Origin of the sequence: Helicobacter equorum (assembly GCF_900198655.1) — a bacterium.
Lineage (GTDB): Bacteria > Campylobacterota > Campylobacteria > Campylobacterales > Helicobacteraceae > Helicobacter_F > Helicobacter_F equorum.
Genome location: NZ_FZPO01000005.1, coordinates 1 through 20,040 on the forward strand (window position 1 = coordinate 1; position 20,040 = coordinate 20,040).

The window sequence follows — 20,040 nt, forward strand, 5'->3', positions numbered from 1 at the left end:
GTTTCACTATTCTAACCCTAATGCACTACATTTTTTTGTTAAATCCAAAATCTCTTTTTGCTTTTGATAAAAACTCAAAGCATTAGCAATAAGATACGCTGAAGATTCCATAATCACTTCATCAACTTTGAGGTTGTTTTGTTGCATAGTCGTACCAGTCTCTACAATATCCACAATCCCATCACACAATCCCACCAAAGGAGCAAGTTCAATGCTTCCATACAATTTAATAATCTCGATAGGAATGGCTTTTTTGGAAAAATGTTTATAGGTAATCGTAGGCATTTTGGTAGCAATTTTTATCTGTGGTTTTTGATAATCTATCTCTTTGCCAACTTCTGATCCTATGACAACCTTGCATTTACCTATATGGAGGTTAAGAAGCTTTATGGCGTCATTAAGCTGATATTCTTCAATCACATCAAGTCCCACAACTCCCACATCGGCGGCTTGATAATGCACATATGTAAGCACATCTTGGCTACGCACAAGCAAAAATCTAAAGCCCCCCTGCTCTGAGATAAGCTTACGATCTTCAAAGGCAAAAGCCTCCCCAAACATCTTGGAAAATAATTCTAAACTTTCCTTGGCAATACGCCCTTTTGGTAGTGCAATTGTTATCATTTTTGTCCTTTGTGTACCAAAATATAATTTTCATAAGCTTGTTGCATACCTTTAAAGACAATTGTCTCATCAAACATACAACTATGCTCTTGAGATAAAAATCTACTAAAAAATTTCCCATCACCGCCTGTAAAGACAATTTGTTTTCCCTTGGCAGTATCAACAATCATCAATAAAATACTTTTGATGACACCATAGCTAATGGCTGCCTTGGTATTTTGTGGAAGCCTATCAACATCTACCGCAAGATCAAAATCCTGATCTAGCACCGGAATACCCTTATAAAGCCCCCTAAATGTGCTTAAACCCGGTAAAATATAACCACCCAAATGCACACCACATTGCATAACATCTACAGTGATAGCACTTCCAGCATCCACAACAATACCATCTCTTACACCCACGCACGCCGCTACTCTATCAATCCCCATACCACGATAACCGGTATTTAGTGTGAAGTAAGGAGCGAGATTCACACATAAGCTATGAGAAGCAAGAAGTTTTTTTTCCGATTTTGGATTCACGCTGATATAAAAAATTTTGGCATCTTGCCTTTTGGGTGAAAGCTTATTTGGAAGCTCTTTCCAAATCCTACCCTTATAAAAAAAATGCAAAAATGTATTGCCTATATCGCAAAAAACCATCAAAACCTCTTATAGAATCTATCATAAAACAAAGTATCATCTGTATAAAAAATAGGCTTTTTGCTTGGGAGATCTAGCTTATAGACCACAGGTAAAAAACTCTCTAAACTAAGCTCTATGAGATATTTATTTCTCTCTAGTGTATACAGAGTGTTATTATGTATCACAATCCCATGCAAACGTGCATATTCCAGATTCACCTGACGCAAAAGCTTTAAAGTGTGATCAAGCTCTAAAATCTTGCCATCATTATTTAACACATACAATTTCTCTTTATACAACAACAAATCCCTAAAATCTCCATCATAATTAAAAGTCTTACTATTACCTATAATCGCGCTAATACGCTTTGGTGTGGCTGCAATCATAAGATCATTTTTTACCACAAGATAAATGATATTATTAAAAAATTTATCACTTTGAATCAAAATATCACGCACAAGCGTATTACTTCGTATATCAAAAATCACAAGTTTGCCATCAAGTGTGGGGAAGATGATTTGATTTTTTTCAAATACAGGTGTTGCCGCAAGAGTATGGATTGCTGTAATATTAGAAAGTTTTTGTGAAAATACCTCACGCTTAGTATTAGCATCATACACAATCACACTATTATCCGCACTCACTAAGGCTATAAGTGTATTTACACTCCCTTGTGGTGATATTTTGGCACTTACGATACATTTATCAAATGCAAACTCACTTTGGGTTTTGGTGTTGCCATCAATAAACAACAACACCCCACAACCATCTTGGACAAGATAATATGCACCTTCCCTACCCAAAAAACGTTGATTTTGTGTAAGTTCTATATCGATATTACCAAATGTGTCTAGCACCTCGAGATTCTTTAATAATGCCCCAACTCTAGAAGCAGATACGATAGGAGAAGGGAGTTTATGAGAAAATTCTACCTTAAGGCTTATATCTTTTGGTTCAAAATATTGTTTTTGACTACAACCTCCAAAGATACCAATGCACACCCCCACACATACAACAAGCAAAATTCTCATAACACCAACCCCTATTATTTATAATGGCGCAAACTCTTACCTATACGCGAAAACTCTGAATTTTCATCTAAAAGCATAAGTTTATCTTTGGCTTCTTGCGTATATCCCTTTTGGAGAAATATCACAGCTTCTTGGAGAATGAGCCACTGCTGCAAAGTTTTATCTTTTAGCGGTGGCAAGTTTGCAAGCACTTCATTGATAGTATCCTGATTAGATTCTCCCAAAAGAGAATCTAGCGTGTGTGCAATGTCTCGATATGTCGCAATTTGTGCGATAAGCTCATTATCAGAATACATAAGCTTCTTTAATGCCTCTTGACTAGGATTATGCGTATAGACATAAAAATCATACAGGATTGGAGAATTTTTTTCTAATTTTTCTAAAAGTTCAGGAGTTTGACCACCATTCAAAAGATCTGTATATGCCTCATTTGCTTGAATATGGCGTTGTTGCGTGAGATAGCTATCTACCACAAGATACACCACCCAAGCAACTATAAGCACCAAAAACGTAATAAGAGTTTTTTTATATCGTCGTAAAAAAATCTCAAATCTAAAAGCATTTTCTAGAATCTGCCCATCTTTATTAAATTCATCTTTGATATGCGCCAAATCATTCTTAACATTCATAATATATCCTTTTGTATCAAATTATTCCTGATATGTTCCCTTCTGTCCCACACCACTAGAGCCAAAGCCCCCTTCTCCACGCTGTGTTTGTGTGAGTGATTGCGTTTCTTCAAACTCCGCTTGATATACTTTGCATACCACACCTTGTGCGATTCTATCTCCTGCTTGTATGACAAAATCCTCGTTAGAATAATTAATAAGCAAAACCTTAATCTCTCCTCGATAGTCACTATCTATCGTACCTGGAGTATTAAGCACACTTATGCCATTTTTTAGAGCCAAACCACTTCGAGGACGCACTTGCACTTCATAATGAGATTCTATCTCAAATACCAAGCCTGTAGGGATTAAGACACGATCGCCAGCCTTTAGAATATGTGAATCTAAACTATGCAAATCAAATCCCGCACTATGTGCTGTCTGATACTGAGGAATGATTGCATTTGGGTGAAGTTTTTTTATCTTGATATACATACAAACGCCTTAATCTTGCAAACTAAAAGGTTTATAACACACCTCCAAAATTTCAAACTCACTCTCACCCTTTGGCAACATAATTGTTACCTCATCACCCACTTCCTTTCCTATGAGGGCACGACCTACAGGAGAAAAAACAGAAATAAAGCCATTTTGTGGATCGCTCTCTATCGTGCCTACAAGCGTGTAAGCAAACTCTTTATCTGTCTGAAGATCCACAATCTTGACATAAGAACCAAAACTCACTTTTTTATGTTCTAACGTGCTAGGATCTATTACTTGTGCGTTGGCAAGCATTGTGCTAAGTTCAGCGATACGAGATTCTATAAAGGCTTGTTGTTCTTTGGCTGCGTGGTATTCAGCATTTTCTTTCAAATCCCCATGTGATCGTGCTATATCAATTTCTTTGATAATATGTGGGCGTTGCACTTCTTGAAGATCTTTGAGCTCTGCGCGAAGCTTTTGGTAGCCATATTCTGTCATTGGTTCTTGTGCCATTATGCAATACTCCAAATTTTTTCCACAATCATAACAAAATAGCCTAAAACTGCCATTAAAGCCCCAAACTTCTATAGATCTCACGCACTGCCATTAAACTATCTGTGCATAATGGCACATTATATGCCCTAAGTGCTTCTTGCTTACCATATCCACACAACACACCTATAGCAGATATTCCTGCTCCTTTGGCAGATTCTAAATCAAGTGTGGTATCCCCTATCATATATTTGTGTGCAGATAATGCATTTGGAAAATGCTCTAAAGCCTTGAATATTGGTTCAGAATCTGGCTTGGGTTTAGACACAGATTCTACACCTATCACACATCTAAAATATTCGCCCACACCAAGACAATCAAGTAATTTTGCACTAAAATCCCCACGCTTTGTCGTTACCACACCCAAATCCGCAAAACTCTTTGCAAACAAAATCGCCTCTTTGGCGTTTGGAAGTAATGTCGTGCCTGCCTCCATTTTGGCACGATAGGAGATTCTATAAGCTTGCACAAAATCCCCAACTTGCGCCTTAGGTATCCCAAAAGCCAAAAACATATCCTCTAGCGTATGTCCGATGGTGGATTTTAGTGAATCCAAACTTGGACTCGGATATCCAAATGCAGACATCGCTTCACAAAAACTCACATAAATTGCCTTTGTAGAATCTATTAATGTCCCATCAAGATCAAAAAGTATGATTACTTGCTTCATTATGCTCCCTTGTGGTAGTGTGCCATTACAGCTTTACCCAAACTCCCACGCCTAAACTCAAAAATCATCACACCAAGCGTTACAAAACTCGCACACACAAATGATAGAGGATAACTCCACCACACGCCATCTAAACCCCAGATTCTGCTAAAAATCTCAAGTAAAATCACAACAAACACAAGATTAGTGGCTATGGTTACAATAAAAGAGCTTAGCGGTCTTTGGATAGATTGCAAAAAGATTGAGCTCACAAGATTAAAACCCAAAAAGATAAAACCAATAAAATAAATATGCAACGCATAAACAGCAGAATCTAAGAGATGTAAGCTATCATCACGCAAAAATAACCCTATAAGCAAGGTATCAAAGAATCTTGAAAACGCATACAGCACAAGCCCACTTAGCGTCGCAAACACAAGCACAAAAAAATAGATTTTTTTCACACGCCCATACTCTCTAGCACCATAATTAAAACTCGCTATAGGTTGCACACCTTGCGCACAAGAAAGAATCACGGTAAAAGCCACAATACCACTATACATTAAAATACTATATATTGAGAGTGCATCTGTCCCGCCTAGTGTTTTAAGTGTGCGATTAAACAACAACATCACAGCACTCACGCTAAGCTCTGCAAAGCTTTGTGGTAACCCATTGCGCATTGAAGCAAAAATAGATTTTACCTTAAAGACTTTGATAAAATAAATCTTACCTTGCTTTAAGACAAAATGACTCAACAAAATACACATACCAATGCCATGTCCAAGTATTGTAGCCAACGCTGATCCCGTAATTCCAAGCTCAAAAACAAACAAAAAAAGATAATTAAGCACGATATTACTTGCTGCACCTACAATCATCGCTACCATTGCAAGTATGGGACGCTTATCATTGATGGCAAACACATCAAGCAATGGATGTAAAACAATTATACATGCACCCAAAAATGTTACATGCAAATATTCCACTACATAGCTATGAATCTCTTCATTTGCTCCTAAGGCATAAGCTAGAGATTCTGTAGAAAAAAACAAAATTCCACCAAAAATAATGCTACTTGCTCCAGCAAAATAACACACCGAACTAAACATAATCCGCGCACGATGCTCTTGTCCTCTACCTAGATAAAAAGATGCGATACTCGCCGCTCCCATACCAAAAAGTAACTCAAAGGCAATCAGCACTGGAAATACAGGCCAACACACGCCAATAGCAGCTAATGCTTCTTGTCCTAATGCCTTGCCTACAAATGCACCATCAACAACAGAATATGTCGAAAGTGCGATCATCGCACATAAATTTGGTATAAAAAAATAAAAAAATAAACGATACAGGGAATCTTTGCCCATATCAACATTTTTTCTCATCATCATTGCCTCCAAACCTTAATAAATGTAGAAAAGTATTATCAAATGAAAATATTATTTAATAAGTTGCATAAATTCGGTGCGTGTTTTAGAATCTCGCTTGAATAACCCTCGCAATGCACTTGTGATAATTTGTGGATTCTTATGCACACCACGCATGCTCATACATAAATGTTGTGCTTGACATACCACTATCACACCCTTTGGCTGCAGGGTTTCTACAAGACATTGCGCAATTTGCTCTGTTAGTCGCTCTTGAATCTGCAATCTACGTGCAAAACTCTCCACCAAACGCGCCAATGAGCTGATCCCAGCAAGATACTTATCAGGTATGTAACCAATGCTAATATGTCCAAAAAATGGTAGTAAATGGTGCTCACACATCGAATAAAATTCAATATCTTTTGCGATCACCATTTCATCACACAATCCCTCTTTAAAAGTCGCGCCCAAAAGCTCTTTTGGGTTTTGTGAGTAACCACTAAAAAGCGTTTCAAAAGATTCTAAAATCCGCTTTGGTGTGTTTTTTAAGCCCTCGCGATTTGTATCTTCGCCTATATGATCACATAATTTTGCAAAAAAATGCTCAAACTCTTGTAATACCTCTTGCATGCATAACCCTAAAATGTGATAAAAATGTGATTATATCAAGATGTCGCTAAATTGTGGTATCAAATATGCTAGAATATCCCAAGCAAACCAAACACAACAGGCGACATTTTATGCAATATCCTTTAGAATCATATCCCACTTTTGAACAAAATTTACTTTGCTGGATGGGACGCTTTGTGCGCTGGAAAATAAACACGCTCTCCAATCATCAAGTGCGCGATAAAGAAGCAATCCTGCAATGCCTCAAAGCCCTTCACACTCCCCCACACAATATACAAGAACTCTTCTTTTTGTGCAAAAAAGCACGAAATGCTGGATTAGTAGGGATAAACCTCTTTAGCACCCCGCTACACAAGCTCTATGAGTATCTCACCTCACTGCAGCTAGATTCACTCACACGCATTGATGAAGAATTACTTGTTGATTTTTTGAGTGTTTATACCTCCAAACTTAGCGATGCAAGTAAAAAAAATTATCGTATTGTGCTTATTGGATTTTTTGGCTACATCGATAAACACAATACCTACGATCAAGGATCATTTGTATTTGGGATAAAACTTGCTATCCGACACATTGTCAGTCAAGCTAGTGGGCAAAAGCTCCCCACATATCTTGATGAAAATGAATTAGAGCGATTTTTGGAAGCTATTGACACAACGCCACTTCCCATACATCGTATGGCACGAGATAGACTCATTATCAAGGTGATTATCTACACAGGTATGCGTGTAAGCGAAGCACTTAGCCTACGCACCAAAGACCTTATTCCACAACATGACATTTGGATGTTTCAAATACGAGGCAAAGGCAATAAAATGCGTGTAGCAATGATAAAAAAAGAAAAAATAGATTCTCTTATGCACCTTTGGATGCAAACACGCAGTGAAATTGCTCTACATACGAATATAGAAGATAACCTTATTTTTTGTAACAATAAGGGTGGAAAACTCACACAAGCCCGAGTATATCAAGTTTTGGGAGAGATTCTAAAATATGCTGGAATCAAAAAAGAAAAAATGGGTGCACATATGCTTAGACACACATTTGCTACAATGCTATATAGCAAAAAACACGATCTTGTGCTTGTCCAAGAAGCACTAGGACACGCTAGTTTAAATACAAGCAGAATCTACACACACTTTGATAAGCAACGACTTTTAGAAGCCACGAATGTGATGGATGATTTTGAAAAGTAATGTGCTAAAATTCCACCCACAACAAAAAGCGAGGGATCAATGATAAAAATAGCTATAAATGGGCTTGGGCGACTAGGTAGGAGTATCTTTCGTGCTGGGGTTATGCGTGATGACATAGAAATCATTCTTACACACGATATTGCGCAAGGTGCTATGATAGCTCATCTATTAGAATACGATAGCGTGCATACAAGCCCTTTGCAAAATGTTACTTACACACAAACAAGCGATACCATAGGAATCATATCCTTTGAATATGGCACAAAAACCTACAACACAACACTTATAACTAATGTAGCAAGAGAGGATTTGGATTTTAGTGTTGCTGATGTGGTAATAGAATCTAGTGGAAAATTTCTTGATAGTGCGAGTATGCAGACACATATACAAAAAGGTGTCAAAAAGATTATTATTTCTGCTCCTGCAATTGATGATACGCCAACATTTGTGCTTGGTGTCAATCATGCACTCTATCAAGGTGAATCCATCATCTCCAATGCTTCTTGCACAAGTAATGCATTAGCACCCATTGCAAAGGTGTTAGATTCTATATTTGGTATAGAATCTGGAATCTTAAGCACAATTCATAGCTACACATATGATCAAAATCTCCTTGATAATGCTCACAAAACCGACAAACGTCGCGCACGTGCTGCTGCTCAAAATATCATACCCACAAGCACGGGTGCAGCAAAAGCTCTCTACAAAGTCCTTCCTCAACTAAAAAACAAACTCCACGGACATAGTGTGCGTGTGCCTGTAGCAGATGTCTCTATGGTGGATTTTAGTGTCAAACTCCGCCAAAATCCAAGTGCAGATTCTATCAATCAAGTGCTCATAGAGGCTTCAAACAATGAATTATCAGGGATTTTAGCTATCGATGAAAGTTTTAGGGTAAGTAGCGATTTTATCGGCAATGCACATAGCGCGATTGTGGCAAGAGATCTTACATTTGTGCTTGAAGGTGGTATGGCAAAAATTATGGCTTGGTATGATAATGAATGTGGCTATGCAAATAGAATCTTAGATATGGCACGATACATCACAAACTAAGCAAGGATCTAGCTTGGATTTTTTGCAACAAGCCAAACTTCAGCATATCCTCTCTTTTCTTACTTCTAGCAAATCCGCACATACCCAAATCTCGCAGATACCAAATATAGATTTTAACAAACTTACAGATATACACACACTTTTTGATCTTATACTAAATCCACCCAAAAATTACCAAAACAAAACCTTGCTTCCAACACTTGCACACAATACTATTGGTGCTGTGCGTGTGGAGATTACACAAAATACAAAGGCAGGGTTTGGCAAAAAAACATATCTTAGAATCCTTGCGCACTGCCTAGATTTCACGCAAACTCTTCATATGACACTTTTTCACCCAAAGCCATTTATGTATAAAAGTTTTGCAGAAGGCACACAATGCGTGGTGTATGGAAAACTCGAGCAAAAAGGCGCTATTTGGACAATCACGCAACCAAAAATCATACATGATTTTGGTGCTATCACACTAGAGTTTAAAACCACTCCCACAAAAAATAAAATCCTCAATACCCTCTGTGTGCTTATCACACACGAGACTTTACGACAATGTGGTATTACAGAATCTTATGCAAACGCAATATATGAAATCTTTCACCCTACACAAGAATTTGTGCGTGCATTTGCGCATCACAATGGATATTTTGGCGTGTATCAAGAAGCCCTAAAATTTGTCGAAATATGGCATCATATCCTTCGCTTACGCACCAAAAACCTCCATTTCAAAGCAAACTTCATCTGTAATGGAGATACTAAAGCCTTTATAGATTCACTACCATTTACACTTACACAAGGTCAGCACGAAGCTATAGAATCGATTGCCAAAGATCTCTCATCACACACTGCAACGCGAAGACTTATCATGGGTGATGTGGGTTGTGGCAAAACCATAGTCATCTTAAGTGCGGTGATGATGACATATCCACACAAATCTATCCTAATGGCACCTACAAGCATTTTGGCTAAACAACTCTATGAGGAAGCAAAAAAATTTCTCCCACCATATATAAAAATCCAACTTATCACCGCCCAAACCAAAGATATATCGCACACGCCAAAACACACACAAGCTACGCTTTTTTCACAAACTACACACTCCGATACTACACACGACACAAATGTGTTTGATGCGGACTTTATCATAGGCACTCAAGCAATTTTGTATAGAGATTTTGATTACACCAAATTCGCGCTTGTGATGAGTGATGAACAACATAGATTTGGCACTAACCAACGACACAAACTAGAAAAAATGTTTTCTACCACCACACGCACCAAACCTCATATATTACAATTTTCTGCCACGCCAATCCCACGCACATTTGCTATGATACAAACACACTACATACAACATAGTATCATCAAAGATCTACCATTCAAAAAAGACATACAAACAAGCATTATAGGAAAAAAAGACTTTCCAAAACTCCTTGTGCATTTACAAAATGAATTTACAAAAAGACATCAAGCAATCATTATCTATCCACTAGTAGAAGAAAGCCGACAAATTGAGTATCTCTCGCTTTCACAAGGACAAGAATTTTGGCTCAAACATTTTGAAGGTGTATATGTAACTTCAGGCAAAGACAAACAAAAAGAAGAAGTATTACAGGAATTCGCCCAAAAAGGCAATTTGCTTCTTGCTACCACGGTTGTAGAAGTAGGAATCTCACTCCCCAAACTTAGCACAATTATCATCGTCGCACCTGAACGACTAGGGCTAGCAACACTACATCAATTACGAGGTAGAGTAAGTCGCAACGGACTAAAAGGCTACTGCTTTCTGTATACAAATACACAAGATACTACGCGCCTAGAATCCTTTACCAAGACGCTCAATGGCTTTGAAATTGCCGAACTAGATCTAAAAAATCGCAATAGTGGGGATTTGCTAAGTGGTGCAAAACAAAGTGGTAATGAGTTTAAGTTTTTTGATCCTAGCAGTGATGAACATATCCTCTCCAAAGTCAATGCCATTATAGATTCTCAAACTTCACTATAACCCTATGAAATAATGTTTAAAGTTTATAGATTATTTACAATCTATACTTTTGTGTTATATCTCTCATATAATAAAGCTCAAAAAGTTATTTTTATATAAATTTAAACATAATCTAAAAAGTAACATTTTTCAAAATTTTACATAAAATTAAAAACACATATTGTGTTTTTAAAAAAATGAGTTATAATGTCCGAAGTTTATCTCACAATGACAAGGAGTAAATAATGAGCAAAAAGACAAGGATAATTTCTTTCAATGCATTTGAAATGAATTGTATTTCGCATCTAAGCCCTGGACTTTGGCGATACCCAAACGATCAAGCCCTACATTATAAGGATATTGAATATTGGCAAAACATAGCAAAGATTGCAGAACAGGGACTTTTTGATGCGGTATTCATCGCTGATGTGCTTGGTGTCTATGATCTCTATGGTAGCAACGATATAGGTGCTCTAAAAACTGCCCTACAAGTCCCTGTTAATGATCCTATACAACTTGCAGTCATAGGATCAAGTGTAACTAAACATGTAGGTTTTGGAGTTACTGCTAGTGTGCCTTTTGAGCATCCATATCCATTCGCAAGGCGTCTTAGCACTCTAGATCATCTCACAAAAGGACGCGTAGGGTGGAATATCGTAACTGGCTATCTACCGAGCGCAAATAAAAATATGGGGACTAGTGAATTGCCACACGATGAGCGATATGAACTTGCTGATGAATACATGGAAGTTATTTATAAATTATTAGAAGGTAGTTGGGAAGATGATGCGGTAATTTTAGATAGAGAAAGTGGCGATTTTGCAGATCCTAGCAAAATTCATCACATAGGGCATCATGGCAAATATTTTGATGTGCCCGGGATCCATCTTTGCGAACCAAGCATACAACGCACTCCGGTGCTTTTTCAAGCAGGAAATTCCACACGAGGACGAAAATTTGCAGCGACACACGCCGAAGCAATATTTATAGCGCCACCAACTAAAGAATACGCTAAAATCGCCGTCAAACAAGTAAGGGATGCACTTTTAGCTGCTGGTCGTGATCCATATAGTGCTAAAATTTATTGTCTTGCAACCATTATTACAGATTCAACCCAAGACTTAGCGCAAGCAAAATACAATGACTTACTCAAATATGCTAGCACAGAAGGGGCATTGGTGTTGAATTCTGGTTGGCTTGGCGTAGATTTAAGTCGCTATAATCTTGATGATCCATTAAGTCATATCAAGTCAAATGCGATAGTCGCACAAGTAGAAGCCCTAAGTAATTCCACAACCAATGAGGGAAAAGCTTGGACACTAAGAGATCTCATCAAGCTCACAGGCATAGGCTGTCAAGGACCGAAGTTTGTAGGATCGCCATCGCAAGTGTGTGATATGCTACAAGAATTTGTCGCATATAGTGATGCTGATGGATTCAATCTAGCCTATGCTACCACGCCAACAACCTTTAGTGATGTAGTAGAGTTTATCGTGCCTGAACTGCAAAAACGCGGCGTCTATAAACAAGAATACACACAAGGTAGTTTGCGACATAAACTTTTTGGCAAGGGAGATAGATTGGGGCATGATCACATTGCCTCACAATATCGTGTTAATGGTGCAAAATCAAGTATCAATGATTATGCAGGAACAGGTAGAAGACAATTCACAAAAAAGGATATAGAATATGTTATTTAATACTCTCGCAACAAACATTTACATTATTCACGAAAATGATGAGTGGATACCGCCATTTGCTCAAGCTTTTGAACGCGCAGGAATTAAGTTTGGAGAAATCTATCTCACACAAGGCGGCATAGATTTAGATTCTCCACCACCACAAGGCGTATTTTGGAGTAGACTCTCTGCCTCAAGTCATACACGCGATCATAGCCTTAGCAAAGAATATGGACGCGCGGTTTTGTCGTGGCTAGAATCTTATGGGTGCCATGTGATAAATGGAAGTAGTGTGCTAGAGCTAGAAGTAAGCAAAGTGCGACAATACCTTGCACTCAACAAGGCAGGATTCCGCACACCAAAAACAATTGCAGCTTTTGGCAAAAATGACTTGCTTGAATGTGCAAAAACATTGCAAACACCATTTATTACCAAACATAACCAAGGTGGCAAGGGTCTAGGCGTGCGACGCTTTGAAAGTATTGAGGAATTTAGGGAATATATAGAATCTAGTGCGTTTGAGCCACCAATTGATGGCATTACGCTTTTGCAAGAATATATTAAGGCAAAGGAATTTTATATCACACGTATTGAGTTTATCGGAGGAAAATTCCATTATGCAGTGCGTGTTGATACGAGTAATGGTGCTTTTGAACTATGCCCCGCAGATGCCTGTGATATAGAACGCACCAAAGCCCTTCCAGAACTTGCTGGTGGTGCGTGTGATGTAGGTGGAGTGGATAAATTCTCTCTACGCACTGATATAGATTCAAATACACCGCTTGTGCAAAAGCTTGAACACTTTTTACAAACACATAATATAACAATTGCTGGTGTAGAATTTATAGAAAGCGTAGATGGTGAAATAGTCGTATATGACATCAATACTAACACAAACTACAACTCCAAAGTAGAATCGCATCTACGAGAACAAAATAAGCAAGGTGCAGCTGATAGAGTTGTAGAGTTTTTACACAGCGAGTTAAAGAAAATACAAAGGAGTAAGTGATGAAATTTGGATATTGGACACCGGTTTTTGGAAGTTGGTTACGCAATGTCGATGATGATAGCACACAAGGCACATGGGAATATTGCAGGGATCTTGCACTCAAAGCCGAATCTCTAGGCTATGTCCTAACACTTGTGCCAGAGCTTTACCTCAATGACATCAAAGGACACAAAGCCCCTGCACTTGATGCATGGGCGGTAGCCAATGGATTGGCGGCAATCACAAAACGCATAGAAATTCTAGCAGCCTTGCGACCACAATACCATCAAGTAGCATTGACTGCCAAGCAAATCGCTACTATTAGCCAAATCTGTAATGATCGCTTTAGTATCAATATGGTTTCGGCATGGTGGGAAGAAGAAGCTAGGCAATATGGCATAAACTTTGATGGACACGATGATCGATACACACTCACGCGTGAATACACAGAAGTTTTGCGAGGGTTTTGGGAGCAAAGCCCTCTAAATTATAAGGGCAAATATTTTGAATTCTGTAATTCTTATAATGAACCAAAACCAAAAAAAACTCCTCTTGTGTATGCTGGAGGTGAAAGCGAAAGTGGTAGAGAGGCAATCACACAATTTGCAGACAAATACCTGATGCACGGAGGCACGTTAGAAGAAGTGCGAGAAAAAATTGTCGATATGAAACGACGCAAGGCAGAAGCTCAATTAGCACCATTTTTGGGCTTTGGTATGGCAGTATATATGATTGTGCGTGATAGTGAGCAAGAAGCAAAAGAAGAGTTAGAGCGTATCACGACTATTAAAAATTATGCCGAATATGAAAATTCCTATAAGGATTTTACAGGAAATTCAAATCTTGATGTAGAAATCTCAAAATATGATTATAGCGTGTCTAATAGAGGACTAAGACCTGAGCTTGTTGGCACACCAAAACAAGTCGCAGAGAAAATCCGCGCCTACAAAGAAGCTGGTTTAGATCTTCTTATTGTGCAATGTGCAAATATGCAACAAGAGCTAGAATATATCGCTAAAAAGGTATTTCCACTACTATAGTCGCCTAAAACGACTATAATAGCCACATTTATACAGATATTTTAGGCTGTGTAGCTTTAGCTATAATGCACTAAAACCTTAAAGGCTTCATATGCAAACACACACTTCACAAAATGCACATATTTCTCGCCATTCTTATGGCACAAAGATTAGAAAACATAAACCTATACACCAAGATTCTCACGCACAAACCCACACTACACAATCTCGCTACACGCAATCCCAAAATCTAGGACACAAAGCACAAATTTTGGCACTCAAACATGCATTTGCCATAGATTCTAAAAAAGCCGCAAAAAAAGAACAATATGTCTTAAAGATCTCCACATATAGTGCATTATTCCTTGCAATATTTGGTATTGGCTTTGGAATCTTTGTCAAATCTATGGCAGTGGTCTTTGATGGTTTCGTTGCGCTTATTAGCGTAGGACTTGGGGCATTGTCTATTATCACTTCTCGCTATATCTATAAAGAAGATGATGATATATTCCAATATGGGTATGTGCGTTTTGAGCCTATGGTTAATCTCTTTAAATCCCTTGTGCTTGTTTTTGTATGTGTATATGCCTTTATCAATGCGCTAGAAAGTCTCATACATGGTGGTTATGCGGTGGAGCTTGGTGGAGCGATTATTTATAGTATATGTGCATTTGTGTTTTGTGCTGGTTTGTTTTTTTACACACTATTGTATACAAAGATTCTAGAATCTGATCTCATCAAAGTCGATAACACAGAATGGAAAATTGATTGCGTGCTATATTTGGGGGCATTGTGTGCCTTTGGTGTAATTTATTTTGTGCTTAGCCCACACAATGCCTTTGCTATGTATATTGATCCTTTGTTGTTAGCGGTGCTTTCTTTATTGTTATGTGTTGCACCTATTCGCATAGCAATTGCAAATTTCAAAGATCTCATCATGGTTGCGCCAAGTGAAATAGATTCTAAAATCACAGATATTATGGAATCTCTAAGCAAAGAGTTTGGCTTTAGCGATTATGACACGCATGTAGCAAAATCAGGGCGATTTTATATGGTGGAAGTCAATATTTTGATAGAAAACACATCTAAACCTATGACAATGGCAGAATTTGATTGTATCCGAGAAAGAATTGAAAAAGCTCTTGAGATTCCAAGCTATAAAATTTGGCTCTCTGTGAGTTTTACTGCAAACCCAAAATGGTTATAACACTTTGTATAAATCATATCAAGTATATAGCTACAGAGATTCTATATAGGATAAGCACGATATAAAATCTCCACACAAATTGTGTGACTTACAAAAGCGATTTATATGCCTCACATCCCTCTTGTAATGACAAATCACAAGCTTGTCCAAAGAAGCTTTTTGCACTTCGCTTGTTTTTATCCACACCCTTACCATAGAGATACATTCTACCGGTATTAAGACAAGCTACTGCGCTCCCACCGATACACGCTTTTTCGTATAGTGTCGTAGCATAACTAGCATCTTTACTCACCAAAATACCATTTTCTGTCATACGTGCGAGATTATTACATGCATCAGGCTCACCACGCGAACATGCTGCTTGATAGAATCTAAAAGCGACTTGATAACTTTGTCGTATGCCTAACCCCTCTTCATACAATGCGCCAAGATTACTGCATGCCTTAAGCACACCAGATTCACATGCTATTTTATAAAATTGTGCGGCTTTGGAATACCATTTTGCTTTCCCATCACCTTTGGCATACATCACACCAAGCTTATAGCAATCTATACTATTGCCCATCGCACAAGATTCTCTAAACATCTTAGCATTTTGAGAAAATTGTGGAGATTCATGCGCAATAGAACTTTCATCAGCAAGTTGAGAGGTTTTCTGTAGCACTTTCTCACCACATCCACTACCTACAAGCAAACACACCATACACGCAAAATAGGTAATCTTTTTCATACTTGCCCTTTTTTACTCAAGATTGAGCTTTTTAAACTCATCGCACCCAGCTTGCAAACCAAAATCACAACTAAGTCCATAATATTCTTTTGCCATGGCTCTATCTTTTTTGATACCATTCCCCGCATAAACCAAAGTCGCAAGATTATAGCAACCCTTGGGACTTTTCCCCATACACGCATCAGTATAATACAACCCTGCTTGTATATAATCTTTTTTCTCCACACCATAACCATTTTCAAACATCACACCTAGATTATTACACGCATCAGCATTGCCACCCTTACACGCCTTATCATACAATTCAAGGCTTCTTTGATAATCCTGACGCACACCCTCGCCACGATAAAACATCACACCTAGATTATTGCATGCCGCCATTACATTTGCATTACAAGCTTGATCATAAAATGCCACACTTTTATGAAAATTTTTGGGCACATCCTCTCCATCACTATACAAAATACCAAGCTGATAACACGCTCCAAAATCTCCATCCATACAAAGCCTCTCAAATCCGTGTAAGGCTTTTTTATAGTTGCCATTGATAAGATCTTGCATGCAATCTTCAAAACTTTGTGCGTTAGCAAACATACATAGCCAAACAAATGCTAATATAATCTTTGTGATCTTCATCTCTTAAGCTCCTAATGTGACCCTTATCGCACTATTGTAACCAAAAACCATAGCAAACAACATTAAATCGTAATTTTTTCTAAGCCTTACTGTATAATAACCACATACAAGCCTACCACTAAGCATAGGAGTAAATGTGTCAAATACACCTATTATGTATCCATACTATATCACTCTGCCACAAGACTTGAGAGAAATTTTACAATGCCTTCAATCTTGCGGTTATCGTGCGTATGTCATTGGAGGCTGTGTGCGTGATAGTTTGCTTGGTTTATCACCAAAAGATTGGGACATTACTACCAACGCGCACCCAAACACGATTTGTGAGATATTTGCACACAAGCCAAATCTCAAGCTCATACATCAAGGGGCAAAATATGGCACTATAGGCGTATGTATCAATGCAACTTGTTATGAGATTACAACCTTTCGTGGCGATGGAATCTACCTTGACTCCCGCCACCCAAGTTGCGTGCAGTTTGTGAAGCACCTTTATGAAGATGTTATGCGTCGCGATTTTAGTATAAATGCCCTTGCATATAGTGAATCTGAAGGCGTATTGGATTATGTCAATGGCGTGCAAGATCTCAATAACAAAAGGCTTGTGTGTGTAGGTGAAGCACATATACGCTTTAGAGAAGATTCTCTTAGAATCTTGCGTGCAGTGCGCTTTAGAGCAACCTTGGGCTTTATGCTAGATTCACACACAAAACGTGCACTCTCAAGCCTTTATCAACATATCGCGATTTTACCTGTAGAGCGCATACGCTTAGAACTTGATAAAATCCTAATGGGTGGGTATGTTGGCGCAAGTTTTCAAGAGTATATAGAGGTTTTTGCATACCTTTTTGCCCACCTTGCTAGAGATTCTTATGTGCATTTCTCCTCCGCACTCCTTGAGAGTGTAGTGCATATACATCTTTTAGATTCACTTGAGCTCCGCTATGTATGGTTGCTACATACTTTACCTCACGATACAAGGACTGCAATTATTGAGAATCTACGCTTTAGTAATAGTCAAAAAAACCATATTTTCTCTCTTTTTACTCTCCTCTCTCACACGCTACCAAATGATGATAGTGCTATTCTTAGGCTACTCTCACGCTTTGGCACACAAAATGTATGCGACGCACTTGGGCTTTGGAAACTAATGTATGGGGATTTGGACACACTACCTAAACGAGTGCATACCCTGGCAAAACACGCGTGTTATGAGATAAAAAGCCTCAAGATCAATGGAGAAATCATCAAAACACTTGCAGATATACACGAAGGAAAAACAATAGGAATTGTGCTACAAATGCTCCTTGATGAAGTCATAGAGCAAAAACTCATAAACACAACAGATTCTCTAATACAACGCACAAAAGAGCTATTGCGTCAAATACAAGACTAAATGCGTGTTACAAAATTCGTTTTTTTTTTTTTTGTAAATAAAAATTCATTGACTCTCTTATGTGTTGCAATGTATTATATTTACGCATTACAATTTTCAATGTAAGGAGTTTTTATGAATATTAGCAAAAAGATTATCTGTTCCGTCCTTGTATTCATTGTTTTGGGTTTTGGAATTTTTATCACCATAAACTATAACACTTCCAAACAAGATATTCTCACAAGTATCACCGTTGGCAAACAAGAAACCATACGAAATGCCCAAAGCTTTGTCAATGAGTTTTTTACCACCAAAATTAGAGGTGTAGAGATTTTTGCCCAAGAAATAGAAAAAAGCGGTGATTTTTCTGTAGAACATCTCCGAAGCTTACTCAAAAATGCTTTTACCTACACACAAATTGATGCACTTTTTGTCGGATATGAAGCAGATGGACTACTCATCAAAACCGATGATATATCCAACAATCAACCCTGGATTCTCACACCCGCCAAAGATAATTTTGACTCGCGCACAAGAGCTTGGTTCAAAGGAGCTAAGGAAAGTAGTAAATCTGGACTTTCTACACCCTACCGCGACATAACAACCGGCAAACTTATCATAACTGCATATGCGCCTGTATTTGCCAATGGAAAACTTGTAGCCGTAGTAGGGGGCAATATATTCCTAGATGAGTTGCAAGAAAGTATGAATAAACTCAAAACTACACCTAGCACAGCGTTTTTTCTCACAAACAAAGACAATCATATTGTTTCTCACTCCAACCCCAATTTAATAATGTCCGATGATCCGGAACTAAAAGGGGTAATTGAGCAGTATTCTGTATTGGCAGAAAAATTCAAAGGAGAGCCAACCGATCTTATGAAGTATAGCCTACATGGTGATGAACGCGTGGGATTATGTATGCGCAGCAATGAAGGAGAGTGGCTCATATGTACGGCAAATTCTACCGATGATTATGCGGAAATTTTAGGCAAGCTTATTATGCACCAGGTGCTTTTTTCATTTGTCTTTATGATCGTAATCATAGTGATTTTAGCCTTTGTTGTGCAATATTTCTTGAAGCCTCTAACGCATATTGCAGATGGGTTAGAGGCGTTTTTTGCCTTTCTTGATCACACAAGTGATTCTATCACGCCAATCACGATCAAATCTAACGATGAGTTTGGCAAAATGGCACAAGCCATCAATTACGAAATACAAAATATTCGCGATTCTATTACAAAAGATAGAGAGCTTGTCAGTGAAGCTGTAGGCATAGTCGAAAATGTCAAAATTGGTAAATTCACTCAAACTATCACTCTCCAGAGCAACAATCCACAAACAAATCGCTTACGCGATTCACTAAATGAAATGATACAAACACTACGCAATCTGTTGGGTGCGGATCTTGATGAAATTAAAAAAATCTTTGATAGATTTGAAACCAATGATTTTTCTCACAGAATCTCTAACCCTATTGGTTTGCAAAACAATGTCAATACTCTTGCTCAAGTCATTGTTAATATGCTACAAGTCTCTGCAGATCATGCAAAAGTCCTAAGTGACAAAGCCCAGAATCTTCAAGATTCTATGCAAAGATTACTAC

General features: G+C 38.1%; 20 protein-coding genes. 9 read left to right on the top strand and 11 right to left on the bottom strand.

Features of this window, described 5'->3' with window-relative positions; all coding sequences use genetic code 11:
* Window positions 1-6: 6 nt before the first annotated feature.
* From hisG to folE, 9 genes are read right to left on the bottom strand one after another with little or no spacing between them, the layout of a single operon-like run.
* Window positions 7-624: an ATP phosphoribosyltransferase gene (gene hisG / locus C6H22_RS00795; protein WP_104693450.1), complete on the bottom strand. Its 618-nt coding sequence runs from the start codon at window positions 622-624 to the stop codon at window positions 7-9.
* Window positions 621-1,268 carry a type III pantothenate kinase gene (locus tag C6H22_RS00800; RefSeq protein ID WP_104693451.1) on the bottom strand — a complete coding sequence of 216 codons (648 nt, stop codon included), beginning with the start codon at window positions 1,266-1,268 and terminating at the stop codon, window positions 621-623. Before C6H22_RS00800 ends, hisG begins: the two co-directional genes overlap by 4 nt.
* Complete coding sequence (locus C6H22_RS00805; protein ID WP_104693452.1) at window positions 1,268-2,281, bottom strand: plasminogen-binding protein; 1,014 nt, start codon at window positions 2,279-2,281, stop codon at window positions 1,268-1,270. Before C6H22_RS00805 ends, C6H22_RS00800 begins: the two co-directional genes overlap by 1 nt.
* A 14-nt stretch (window positions 2,282-2,295) precedes the next feature.
* Window positions 2,296-2,910 (bottom strand): hypothetical protein, encoded by a 615-nt coding sequence (locus C6H22_RS00810; RefSeq protein ID WP_104693453.1) that lies wholly within the window; start codon window positions 2,908-2,910, stop codon window positions 2,296-2,298.
* Between the two features lie 21 nt (window positions 2,911-2,931).
* Window positions 2,932-3,384 (bottom strand): dUTP diphosphatase, encoded by a 453-nt coding sequence (dut, locus tag C6H22_RS00815; RefSeq protein ID WP_104693454.1) that lies wholly within the window; start codon window positions 3,382-3,384, stop codon window positions 2,932-2,934.
* 9 nt (window positions 3,385-3,393) lie between these two features.
* A complete protein-coding gene (gene greA / locus C6H22_RS00820; RefSeq protein ID WP_233706972.1) occupies window positions 3,394-3,885 on the bottom strand; it encodes a transcription elongation factor GreA in 492 nt (163 codons plus the stop codon).
* A 55-nt stretch (window positions 3,886-3,940) separates the two neighbouring features.
* Window positions 3,941-4,594, bottom strand: coding sequence for an HAD family hydrolase (locus tag C6H22_RS00825; RefSeq protein WP_104693455.1), 654 nt, complete (start codon window positions 4,592-4,594; stop codon window positions 3,941-3,943).
* A complete protein-coding gene (locus C6H22_RS00830; protein WP_233706973.1) occupies window positions 4,594-5,964 on the bottom strand; it encodes an MATE family efflux transporter in 1,371 nt (456 codons plus the stop codon). The genes C6H22_RS00825 and C6H22_RS00830 overlap by 1 nt, the downstream gene beginning before the upstream one ends.
* A gap of 51 nt (window positions 5,965-6,015) precedes the next feature.
* Window positions 6,016-6,573, bottom strand: coding sequence for a GTP cyclohydrolase I FolE (gene folE / locus C6H22_RS00835; protein WP_104693456.1), 558 nt, complete (start codon window positions 6,571-6,573; stop codon window positions 6,016-6,018).
* Window positions 6,574-6,683: 110 nt separating this feature from the next.
* Here folE and C6H22_RS00840 point away from each other — a divergent pair, with 110 nt between their 5' ends.
* The 7 genes from C6H22_RS00840 to C6H22_RS00870 all read left to right on the top strand — a co-directional run bounded on the left by C6H22_RS00840 (window position 6,684) and on the right by C6H22_RS00870 (window position 15,693).
* Complete coding sequence (locus C6H22_RS00840) at window positions 6,684-7,769, top strand: tyrosine-type recombinase/integrase (protein WP_104693477.1); 1,086 nt, start codon at window positions 6,684-6,686, stop codon at window positions 7,767-7,769.
* Window positions 7,770-7,808: 39 nt separating this feature from the next.
* The gene (locus C6H22_RS00845) at window positions 7,809-8,822 is read left to right on the top strand and encodes a type I glyceraldehyde-3-phosphate dehydrogenase (protein ID WP_104693457.1); all 1,014 of its coding nucleotides are present in this window, start codon (window positions 7,809-7,811) and stop codon (window positions 8,820-8,822) included.
* A 13-nt stretch (window positions 8,823-8,835) separates the two neighbouring features.
* Window positions 8,836-10,821 carry an ATP-dependent DNA helicase RecG gene (recG, locus tag C6H22_RS00850; RefSeq protein ID WP_233706974.1) on the top strand — a complete coding sequence of 662 codons (1,986 nt, stop codon included), beginning with the start codon at window positions 8,836-8,838 and terminating at the stop codon, window positions 10,819-10,821.
* A 224-nt stretch (window positions 10,822-11,045) separates the two neighbouring features.
* A complete protein-coding gene (locus tag C6H22_RS00855) occupies window positions 11,046-12,500 on the top strand; it encodes an LLM class flavin-dependent oxidoreductase (RefSeq protein ID WP_104693458.1) in 1,455 nt (484 codons plus the stop codon).
* Entirely contained in the window at window positions 12,490-13,488 is a 999-nt protein-coding gene (locus C6H22_RS00860; RefSeq protein ID WP_104693459.1) for an ATP-grasp domain-containing protein, read from the top strand. Before C6H22_RS00855 ends, C6H22_RS00860 begins: the two co-directional genes overlap by 11 nt.
* A complete protein-coding gene (locus tag C6H22_RS00865) occupies window positions 13,488-14,507 on the top strand; it encodes an LLM class flavin-dependent oxidoreductase (protein ID WP_104693460.1) in 1,020 nt (339 codons plus the stop codon). The genes C6H22_RS00860 and C6H22_RS00865 overlap by 1 nt, the downstream gene beginning before the upstream one ends.
* Window positions 14,508-14,598: 91 nt before the next feature.
* A complete protein-coding gene (locus C6H22_RS00870) occupies window positions 14,599-15,693 on the top strand; it encodes a cation diffusion facilitator family transporter (protein ID WP_104693461.1) in 1,095 nt (364 codons plus the stop codon).
* A gap of 88 nt (window positions 15,694-15,781) precedes the next feature.
* Here C6H22_RS00870 and C6H22_RS00875 read toward each other — a convergent pair whose 3' ends face one another.
* Together C6H22_RS00875 and C6H22_RS00880 are read right to left on the bottom strand one after the other, a co-directional pair.
* Window positions 15,782-16,423, bottom strand: coding sequence for a tetratricopeptide repeat protein (locus C6H22_RS00875; protein WP_104693462.1), 642 nt, complete (start codon window positions 16,421-16,423; stop codon window positions 15,782-15,784).
* Window positions 16,424-16,435: 12 nt separating this feature from the next.
* Window positions 16,436-17,059, bottom strand: a complete 624-nt coding sequence (locus C6H22_RS00880; protein WP_158654578.1) for a tetratricopeptide repeat protein — start codon at window positions 17,057-17,059, stop codon at window positions 16,436-16,438.
* A 136-nt stretch (window positions 17,060-17,195) separates the two neighbouring features.
* On the opposite strand from C6H22_RS00880, the gene C6H22_RS00885 reads away from it, so the two are divergent.
* Together C6H22_RS00885 and C6H22_RS00890 are read left to right on the top strand one after the other, a co-directional pair.
* On the top strand, window positions 17,196-18,455 hold the full coding sequence (locus tag C6H22_RS00885) for a CCA tRNA nucleotidyltransferase (RefSeq protein ID WP_104693463.1): 1,260 nt from the start codon (window positions 17,196-17,198) through the stop codon (window positions 18,453-18,455).
* 114 nt (window positions 18,456-18,569) lie between these two features.
* The coding region (locus C6H22_RS00890; RefSeq protein WP_199769780.1) for a methyl-accepting chemotaxis protein at window positions 18,570-20,040 on the top strand (1,471 nt) is incomplete at its 3' end.

Excerpts from the sequence above, each read along its gene's own strand:
- C6H22_RS00880 (WP_158654578.1), bottom strand. The coding sequence starts at position 17,059 with ATGAAGATCACAAAGATTATATTAGCATTTGTTTGGCTATGTATGTTT.
- dut (WP_104693454.1), bottom strand. The coding sequence starts at position 3,384 with ATGTATATCAAGATAAAAAAACTTCACCCAAATGCAATCATTCCTCAG.
- C6H22_RS00805 (WP_104693452.1), bottom strand. The coding sequence starts at position 2,281 with ATGAGAATTTTGCTTGTTGTATGTGTGGGGGTGTGCATTGGTATCTTT.
- folE (WP_104693456.1), bottom strand. The coding sequence starts at position 6,573 with ATGCAAGAGGTATTACAAGAGTTTGAGCATTTTTTTGCAAAATTATGT.
- C6H22_RS00800 (WP_104693451.1), bottom strand. The coding sequence starts at position 1,268 with ATGGTTTTTTGCGATATAGGCAATACATTTTTGCATTTTTTTTATAAG.
- C6H22_RS00830 (WP_233706973.1), bottom strand. The coding sequence starts at position 5,964 with ATGATGAGAAAAAATGTTGATATGGGCAAAGATTCCCTGTATCGTTTA.
- greA (WP_233706972.1), bottom strand. The coding sequence starts at position 3,885 with ATGGCACAAGAACCAATGACAGAATATGGCTACCAAAAGCTTCGCGCA.
- C6H22_RS00825 (WP_104693455.1), bottom strand. The coding sequence starts at position 4,594 with ATGAAGCAAGTAATCATACTTTTTGATCTTGATGGGACATTAATAGAT.
- C6H22_RS00875 (WP_104693462.1), bottom strand. The coding sequence starts at position 16,423 with ATGAAAAAGATTACCTATTTTGCGTGTATGGTGTGTTTGCTTGTAGGT.
- C6H22_RS00860 (WP_104693459.1), top strand. The coding sequence starts at position 12,490 with ATGTTATTTAATACTCTCGCAACAAACATTTACATTATTCACGAAAAT.
- C6H22_RS00810 (WP_104693453.1), bottom strand. The coding sequence starts at position 2,910 with ATGAATGTTAAGAATGATTTGGCGCATATCAAAGATGAATTTAATAAA.
- C6H22_RS00845 (WP_104693457.1), top strand. The coding sequence starts at position 7,809 with ATGATAAAAATAGCTATAAATGGGCTTGGGCGACTAGGTAGGAGTATC.
- C6H22_RS00865 (WP_104693460.1), top strand. The coding sequence starts at position 13,488 with ATGAAATTTGGATATTGGACACCGGTTTTTGGAAGTTGGTTACGCAAT.
- C6H22_RS00870 (WP_104693461.1), top strand. The coding sequence starts at position 14,599 with ATGCAAACACACACTTCACAAAATGCACATATTTCTCGCCATTCTTAT.
- hisG (WP_104693450.1), bottom strand. The coding sequence starts at position 624 with ATGATAACAATTGCACTACCAAAAGGGCGTATTGCCAAGGAAAGTTTA.
- C6H22_RS00855 (WP_104693458.1), top strand. The coding sequence starts at position 11,046 with ATGAGCAAAAAGACAAGGATAATTTCTTTCAATGCATTTGAAATGAAT.
- C6H22_RS00840 (WP_104693477.1), top strand. The coding sequence starts at position 6,684 with ATGCAATATCCTTTAGAATCATATCCCACTTTTGAACAAAATTTACTT.